8 protein-coding genes and 1 pseudogene are annotated in these 7,739 nt (G+C 43.8%); 4 read left to right on the top strand and 5 right to left on the bottom strand.

Annotation, left to right across the window (positions count from 1 at the left end; genetic code table 11):
- On the top strand, positions 1–381 hold a 381-nt coding region (locus IM319_RS20750), incomplete at its 5' end, for an RNA-guided endonuclease TnpB family protein (protein ID WP_287736759.1).
- A 22-nt stretch (positions 382–403) separates the two neighbouring features.
- Here the strand turns inward: IM319_RS20750 and IM319_RS20745 are convergent.
- The 4 genes and pseudogenes from IM319_RS20745 to IM319_RS20730 all read right to left on the bottom strand — a co-directional run bounded on the left by IM319_RS20745 (position 404) and on the right by IM319_RS20730 (position 2,441).
- A complete protein-coding gene (locus IM319_RS20745; RefSeq protein WP_287687460.1) occupies positions 404–745 on the bottom strand; it encodes a type II toxin-antitoxin system VapC family toxin in 342 nt (113 codons plus the stop codon).
- The gene (locus IM319_RS20740) at positions 742–1,047 is read right to left on the bottom strand and encodes a hypothetical protein (protein WP_002752790.1); all 306 of its coding nucleotides are present in this window, start codon (positions 1,045–1,047) and stop codon (positions 742–744) included. The genes IM319_RS20745 and IM319_RS20740 overlap by 4 nt, the downstream gene beginning before the upstream one ends.
- 236 nt (positions 1,048–1,283) lie before the next feature.
- Positions 1,284–2,220, bottom strand: a pseudogene (locus IM319_RS20735) (hypothetical protein).
- 83 nt (positions 2,221–2,303) lie between these two features.
- Positions 2,304–2,441: a hypothetical protein gene (locus IM319_RS20730; protein WP_287736758.1), complete on the bottom strand. Its 138-nt coding sequence runs from the start codon at positions 2,439–2,441 to the stop codon at positions 2,304–2,306.
- A 125-nt stretch (positions 2,442–2,566) separates the two neighbouring features.
- On the opposite strand from IM319_RS20730, the gene IM319_RS20725 reads away from it, so the two are divergent.
- From IM319_RS20725 to IM319_RS20715, 3 genes are all read left to right on the top strand, one after another.
- Positions 2,567–3,274: an SIMPL domain-containing protein gene (locus IM319_RS20725; RefSeq protein WP_287736757.1), complete on the top strand. Its 708-nt coding sequence runs from the start codon at positions 2,567–2,569 to the stop codon at positions 3,272–3,274.
- Positions 3,275–3,557: 283 nt separating this feature from the next.
- A complete protein-coding gene (locus tag IM319_RS20720; protein WP_287736756.1) occupies positions 3,558–4,445 on the top strand; it encodes an alpha/beta fold hydrolase in 888 nt (295 codons plus the stop codon).
- A 42-nt stretch (positions 4,446–4,487) separates the two neighbouring features.
- Positions 4,488–4,865: a hypothetical protein gene (locus tag IM319_RS20715; protein ID WP_287687454.1), complete on the top strand. Its 378-nt coding sequence runs from the start codon at positions 4,488–4,490 to the stop codon at positions 4,863–4,865.
- A gap of 219 nt (positions 4,866–5,084) precedes the next feature.
- On the opposite strand, the gene IM319_RS20710 is transcribed toward IM319_RS20715, so the two are convergent.
- Positions 5,085–7,739, bottom strand: a 2,655-nt coding sequence (locus IM319_RS20710) for a CHAT domain-containing tetratricopeptide repeat protein (RefSeq protein WP_287736755.1), incomplete at its 5' end; no start/stop codon positions are given.

Raw genomic sequence — 7,739 nt, 5'->3', positions numbered from 1 at the left:
TTAGCCGTCAAGAATCTGGTCAAAAACCCGAAATTATCTCAGGCAATATCTGACGTTAGTTGGGGAGAAATTACCCGACAATTAGCCTATAAATGCCGTTGGTATGGGAGAAATTACATCGAAATAGATAGATGGTTTCCCAGTTCTAAGCGGTGTAGTAATTGTGGGTATATTGCTGAGAAAATGCCGTTAGATGTTCGAGAATGGGACTGTCCAGACTGTGGGACTCACCATGACCGAGATATTAACGCTAGTAAAAACATTTTGGCCGCAGGACTTGCGGTGTCAGTCTGTAGAGCGACCATAAGACCAGAACAGAGTAAATCTGGGGCGGCAGGTGCGAAACCCCGCAAGGGAAAGAAGCAGAAACCTAAATCGTGAGGTTTGGGAATCACCGTCCGTTTTACGGCGGTGAGGATGTCAATGAAATACAATCTGTCAGGCTATATTCTTTGTCTGGACGGCGGCGGTATAACTCGAAGCCTTGCAGGAATGATTCTCGGTTTTGCGGAATGACTTGAAGGCGGGGATTCTGGAGCAGATCATCGATAAATTCGACAGTACGCCGCTTCCGATTTACTCCCCGGACTGACATAAAATTCAGTAGCTCTACCAAAACTTCATCCGTCGTTACAAGTTTAACGTTTTTGAGACTGGACGTAACTTCTCTGGCTCGTTGATGCCAATTATCTTGGGGATTGATTAAAGCAACCCAGTAGAAAGTGTCGGCAAAAATTTGTTTCATTGCCTTTTCTTGGGACTCCCATAAAGATAATGGTCATGCTCTTCTGCACCGTCAGATGGAAGCGGCTCAAGTTCTTCTTCAGGGAAGTTCAGATTCAACCTATCAACTATCTTTAAAATTGATTCTCCAGTCTCCTCTTGAGATATATCAGAAGCCATCAGATGAGTTTCCAGGGCATCTTTCAGTCGATTTAAAACGCCTTCTAGAGAGCTATCCTGGTAATCAATTGCTGCTAATTCAGGAGATTTGAGTGAATATCCGTCGGGATTCTTGGAGATGACAATGCTGATTTGATTGACCATAATCCTTCCTATCTCAGGCTAATCAAGAATTGGGACTTCTTTAGTCTAGCAAAATAAGCAGGACATTTATAGCAGTTTTCATCAGAATGAGGTATGGGCAAGGGGCTTAAACCCTTTGTTAGCAAAACTTGTCGATACCTCAGTAACGTGAAAAGCGCTATAAGGTTCTTCAGGATTTGGAAATGATTGTTGATCGGGAATTTTAATTGTCTGTTTTTGAGATTGGGACTGAAAGTTTAATTTTCCCTGAATCTTTCTAACAGTTCTGAGCGAGATAAATTCGCCAGAGAAAGAAGTAACCCGGTGCGTTCGGAGACGGGAAGTTGGACAATCTGTTCCACCAGACCAGATAATTCTGTATCTAGGCTGCCAAAGCGTCCTTCAAGAAGACTGGTTATCAGCGATAGTTGTCCTTCTAAACAACCTCGTTGTATCCCTTCTTGTTTCCACTCTTCCCGTTGTTTTAGATAAGCTGGTGATAGGTTCATAATGTCCTCCTGTTCTTCGGTACTTAAATTATCTCTTAATTCCAAACTAGCAGCGCCAGTTGGCCAGAATTTCCAGTAAATTCTCTTGGAAAGGATTACCTTCAGGCAATTGCACTAATTCTTCTACTGCTCGTTTCTGTGTCCCGCCTTTCCCTAGTACCCTCAACCATAAAGTCTCCTCATTGACTGGTAATTGATGGATGGCAACAATTCCTGTTTTGAACAGGCTAGGGGAAAAATAAACTCCTCTTCCCCACTCCTCTTTCATCCCCTCTTCCGGTAGGAATGAAGGGGGGATTCCCACGAATTCTTCAATCATTCTCGCTGAAAAAGTAGGCGTTAAAATCCAGAGAACTGGTAGTTCAGCTTCTGTTAGAGTTTTGCTTGTCCGTTTCGCCTTCCTTAAGACCTCGCCATGAACCGCATATAACTTTGAGATGCAACTGCGAATCTCTACCTCGGAGGGTGGGTTACGGAAAGGTTCAAATAAGCAGCAAGTCGCCGCCATTTTACCCAGTAACCCCAAGGGTAATTCAGTCCTTGATGCTGAACTGGCTGGTTCAAACCAGACATCGATTTCTTGGACTTCACTCTTGACTTTCTTGCTCTTTTTAATCGTCCCTAGAGACGCTAAGAGTTCCTCTAAATATTCCTTGGCAAATTGGTCGTGAATTTGGCGAGTCATTGAAGTGGATAATTAAGCCGAGAAAGTACAATAATAATCTTGTTAGATCATAGCAAGTTTTGAGCATTTATCTTTTTAATCAACTAGGTTTCAATTAAAGATAATGCAGGACATTTAGGGCTGGACGTAACTTCTCTGGCCCGTTGATGCCAAGAACAGCGTTGATCGTATAGATGAGGTACAATAGCAGCGGTGTACGAACCAATCTTGCTTAAAGGCATCTTCTCAAGTTCCCAGAGCGTAGTCACCAATATTCCGAAAGTGACAGAAAAGGGATAATCTTCCACTCAATTGCCCAAAATAAAGGCTAGAATCGAAATATAGTATCGATCGCTAGGGATTTTTGATGAATTACAAAAAATTTTGCTTGGCTTTTTTGCTGTCCCTTATCCTCATCAACACCGGATTAGTTATGCCTAGTTACGCAAACGAAAGAGAATTGAGGACAATTACCGTGACGGGAGAAGGAATAGAAAATATCGCCACTTCTCAAGCAATAGTGCGCTTAGGGGTAGAAGTTCAAGGCAAAGAAGCGGGGAAAGTGCAGCGGGAAGTCGCCAGTCGTAGTGATGCGGTAGTTAAATTTCTCCGTTCCCGTCAAGTGGAAAAATTGGAAACCACCGGCATTAGTTTACAGCCCAATTACGACTTCAGCAACAATCAAAGACGTTTAATCGGTTATATCGGGGCTAATTTGATTAGTTTTCAGATTGATATAGCCGAAGCGGGGAGTTTAATCGATGAAGCGGTGAAAGTCGGGGCAACACGCATCGATGGGGTGAGTTTTACTGCTGGCGAATCAGCGATCGCAGCTGCCCAAAGAACCGCTCTCATCAAAGCCACGGAACAAGCTAGAGAACAGGCGACAATCGTGTTACAAGCCCTCGGTTTATTGCCGAAAGAAACGGTTTCTATCCAAGTGGGTAATACCGGTAATCCCGTGCCAATAGCCCGCTCAGAAGCGGTTTTTCGGAGTGCCGATGCTGCCAGTAGCCCGGTTATCGGAGGGGAACAAACCCTGCGCGCTGCTGTCACCCTCGAAATTAGCTATTAGTATCTGTATCTAGAGACAATAGACCTCTTGTAAAAATCAAAAATTGTTGTTAGGGTTGGGAGTCAGTAGTCAGTAGTCAGTAGTCAGGAGAATTAAGAATGAATAATAATCAATTAAATGGTCTATTTAAGGATTTTATGCAATTTAATCCTTATTTTTACCGTTTTTGAACCCTCAAAAATTAATTATGCAAGAGGTTTAATTAACTACACATATCTAAACACCTCTTGCCTTTTGCCTCTTGCCCCTTGCCTGTTGCCTCATCAAACTTTCGCCCTCATCCGTGAATTATCCTAACTTTTTACCCACTGTTAGCGAGGGATTGAGCGAAGATACCTCCCTTGCTCTCCTCCAGAATATCCAGCAAATTGCCATCGATAGCCCTATCTATCCTCGATCGATCCTAACCACCTATAGTCAACAAGGGCAAGGTCAACCGCCTTTTCTCCTCCTACACGGTTTTGATAGTTCCCTGCTGGAATTTCGGCGTTTACTACCTTTACTCGCCCAAAATAGGGAAAGTTGGGCGATAGATCTACTCGGCTTCGGTTTTACTGAGCGATCGCCAGATTTGGAAGTATCTCCGAAAACTATTAAAAGCCATCTTTACCATTTCTGGCAAACTGCGATCGCCGAACCGATAATTTTAGTCGGTGCTTCCATGGGGGGTGCAGTAGCCCTCGATTTTGCCCTCTCCTACCCGGAAATAGTGGCGAAATTAGTCCTCATTGACAGCGCAGGACTAGCTAATCCCCCGGTCTTGGGTAAATTGATGTTTTCTCCCCTCGATAAGTGGGCAACTAATTTTTTAGCCAATTCCCGCGTGCGTCAAAATATCAGTCGTACCGCCTATTTTGATCAAACTTTGGCCACTGTTGATGCTTGCACCTGTGCTAATCTGCACCTGAATTGTCCCCACTGGAGTGAGGCTTTAATCTCTTTTACCAAAAGTGGCGGTTATGGGGGATTTTTGCCGAAATTAAGCCAAATAAACCGAGAAACGCTGATTATTTGGGGCGAAAACGATCAAATTTTAGGCACAAAAGACGCGAAGATATTTCAGCAGGCCTTACCCAATAATCAACTGGTCTGGATTCCTCACTGTGGTCATGTTCCCCACCTCGAAAAACCAGAACTTACCGCAGCTGCGATAGTTAAATTTGCGAGCTAAAAACTTATAATAGGATTATTTGACGCTATAGTGCCAACTTTTATGAAATTTTTGCCGATCGCTCTCGCTTCATTCAGCCTTCTGAGTTTATCTGTCAATATTCCTGCTACCGTAGCCACACAACAGCTTTTTTGTCGAGGTCGCATGAATAACGGTTGGTCCTATTCGGCAGAATTTCTCAATGGACGTTTTGAACGCATTCGCTGGACGCGTTCCGGTCAACCTCCCCAAGTTTCTAGCCTTAGTTTTAAAAATACTAACAACAAAGGACAACCGATTTATCGTGGCAGTTTATTCGCCGCAGTCAGTGTGACTCTGATAGACTTATCGAAAGGAGATGTCCGTCCCGGTTCGCAAATTTCCGTGGGAGTGGAAGAATGGGGTTGGTCGCGGGGAAACTGCGGTCTTTCTAACCGATAAATTCCGGAACTATCGTCATCGTGGCGGTTTTGACCGATTGACTGTCTAAAATTCCTGCGATCGAGTCAGGTCTCCCGGATAGGCTTTTCGGTCTGTTGTCGCCTTCCTTACCCTTAGAACATCTATATCTCTACACTACCCCTAGTGGTCTCCTGACTTTTCAAACATCCTCTTAGGGTGCGGAATGTGGGTTTTGAGATTTTGTCCCTTGCTCGCCTGTCAAAATGGTAAAAGCGGAAGACCGGCTGGATTCCCTAAACAAATAAACGCTGCCCAATACTTAGGAGCTTCATAAGGGCGTTCTAAATCAGATTTTTGACTTAATTCTCGTAAATGGGTAGCAACGCCTTTGCTACGCTTTTCTGCCCATTCTATCGCTTCTTCGGTCAGCCATAGAGGACGCATTTTGCCGATGGTGAGATGCTGGATGCCATATTTTGCTTTTCTCAAAGCTTCTGCTTTGCTAAGTTTTGCTTTCAGGAGATAATAATAGAAACACTGCATTAAGATAGTGGTAGCCACATCATCCACTTTCCAAAGGCTGATTATGACGGTTTTCGCTCCGGCTTGGATGAAAGACCGACGCAAACCGATGAGGGTTTCCCCGGTGTAGATGTCTCCTAAAGCGGTTTCACAGGCGGAGGTTACTACTAACTCTGTCCCCGCTAAGTTGATAGATTGCACGTCTAAGGCGGTTAATAAGCCATCTTCGGCTTCTCGCGGTAGTTTACCACCGTTTAACATGGTATTTACTCCAGCAAAGGCTAAACCCGAACGCGAGAGGGGATTTTGCAGGGTGCCGACCTGGAATCTTTCCGAGGCGGAAAGACCCGATAACAGGAAGTTTTGGTTAATTGTGTCCAGTTCGGGGGTTATGTCGCCGAGAAAGTAGCCATGAGTAGCAATATGGAGAATAAACGGGGATTCTTGGACTTTGGAGACGAGGGGTTTTAAAGCTTTGGCGGCGGTAACGGGTTTAACCCCGAGCATTCGAGCGATTTGTTCCCCTTCGATTTCGGTGCCGGGGAGGGAGTGGAATACCGGGCCTTGACGACAGGATGCTAAATCGCGTAAGGATGGTTTAAAGGTGAATTTTTCCTTATTTTCGGCAGTTGATGGCGTGCTTTCGGAACCGGCTAAGTTATAGTCAGGGTTAGCGATAACGAGGGGAGCGGTGACTTTCGCAGGAATTTTGGCTTTAAATCGCAGGATATCCCGTCCTACATTTAAGAAGTTGCAGCGATATTCATCCATTAAGTAGCCGCCTTTATCGGTGGGTAAGATTTCAAAGGGTAAGCAGTTTAATTCGCCATCGGGACAGATAATTAATTCTTGGGTGAGATAAGGATTGATTTTATGAAAAATAAGCTTGCTTAGTTCAATTTTTGACAGTATATCCTCTTTTTTCTTAAATACGGCAACACTTAATCCTCGTGGGTTTTCTACCGACTGCCGAAACTCTTTCACTAATTTGTCTATGGGTTCAGCTTCTCCTAAATCTATCATAGTTAGCTGTTCTGGGGCTTGGGCGGGTAGGATAAAGGCGAGATAGCGAGGGGGAAAGGATAGAGCATCACCGTTAGCGGGAATTGCTTTGAAATTGTGGTTATTAAACCGGATAAATTCGAGTAGGGTTGTTCCTTGGGGTAATTCTAAGGCGATAGTGCGAAAATCGGCGTTAAGTAGTTCTTTTTCTAGGTTAAGTTCGGGGATATTCAGTTCTCGTTCGAGGGTTCCTGCTTGTTGTTCGAGGGATTTAATTTCTTGGTGGTAATAGGGGAGTTGTTCGGGGGTGGGTAGCTCAAAACAGCGTTTGGCGAGTTGTTGTCTGATTTGTTGCCATTGTTGGAGTTTGGGGGCAAGATGGGCGTATTGTTGGGATAATAGGGCGATTTTTTGCAGGATGGCGGTTTCAGTGGCGATCGCTTTTCGTTTTAAAATGAGGTTATAGGCAGATTGTACGGCTTCGGGGCTATTAGGAAAGTGCCGGAAAACTAGGGAGAGAAATGCTTCTACTTTATAGTAGTTTTGTGCAAGATAGTTGAGGCGTTGCTTATCGGTGCTGATGCTAAAAATTTTCGAGATAGTTTTTAAGTCAATTTCCGCTGCTTCTTGCATCAGGTTTAGTGCTTCTTCTGGGTGGTTGGTTGCTGTGTATGAAATGGCTAAATTATTCAGAGAAGCAGCATAGTCGGGGTGGTCAGTACCTAAACTTTTACCAATAATTTCGAGAGCTTGTTGAAAGAGAGGTAAAGCTTGCTCATATTGTCCCATTGACTGATATAATACGGCTAAATTATTCAGAGAATTAGCATAGTCAGGGTGGTCAGTACCTAAACTTTTACCACGAATTTCGAGAGCTTGTTGAGAGAGAGGTAAAGCTTGCTCATACTGTCCCATTGACTGATATAATAGGGCTAAGTTATTCAGACAAGTAGCATATTCACGGTGGTCAAGACCTAGAATTTTACCAGTAATTTCGAGAGCTTGTTTAGAGAGAGGTAAAGCTTGCTCATACTGTCCCATTGACTGATATAATAGGGCTAAGTTATTCAGACAAGTAGAATACTTAGGGTGGTCAGTACCTAAAATTTTACCGTGAATTTCGAGAGCTTGTTGAGAGAGAGGTAAAGCTTGCTCATACTGTCCCATTGACTGATATAATAGGGCTAAGTTATTCAGACAAGTAGCATAGTCAGGGTGGTCAGTACCTAGAATTTTACCAGTAATTTCGAGAGCTTGTTGAGAGAGAGGTAAAGCTTGCTCATACTGTCCCATTGACCTATATAATACGGCTAAATTATATAGAGACTCAGCATAGTTAGGGTGGTCAGTACCTAGAATTTTACCAATAATTTTGAGAGCTTGTTGATG

The sequence above is a fragment of the Microcystis sp. M113S1 genome (assembly GCF_020246945.1).
Lineage (GTDB): Bacteria > Cyanobacteriota > Cyanobacteriia > Cyanobacteriales > Microcystaceae > Microcystis.
The sequence above is the reverse complement of the archived record's forward strand: the minus strand, read 5'-3'. Positions and strand labels throughout refer to the sequence as shown.

Coding starts and splice junctions, on each gene's coding strand:
- IM319_RS20745 (WP_287687460.1), bottom strand. CDS start 745: ATGAAACAAATTTTTGCCGACACTTTCTACTGGGTTGCTTTAATCAAT.
- IM319_RS20740 (WP_002752790.1), bottom strand. CDS start 1,047: ATGGTCAATCAAATCAGCATTGTCATCTCCAAGAATCCCGACGGATAT.
- IM319_RS20730 (WP_287736758.1), bottom strand. CDS start 2,441: ATGCCTTTAAGCAAGATTGGTTCGTACACCGCTGCTATTGTACCTCAT.
- IM319_RS20725 (WP_287736757.1), top strand. CDS start 2,567: ATGAATTACAAAAAATTTTGCTTGGCTTTTTTGCTGTCCCTTATCCTC.
- IM319_RS20715 (WP_287687454.1), top strand. CDS start 4,488: ATGAAATTTTTGCCGATCGCTCTCGCTTCATTCAGCCTTCTGAGTTTA.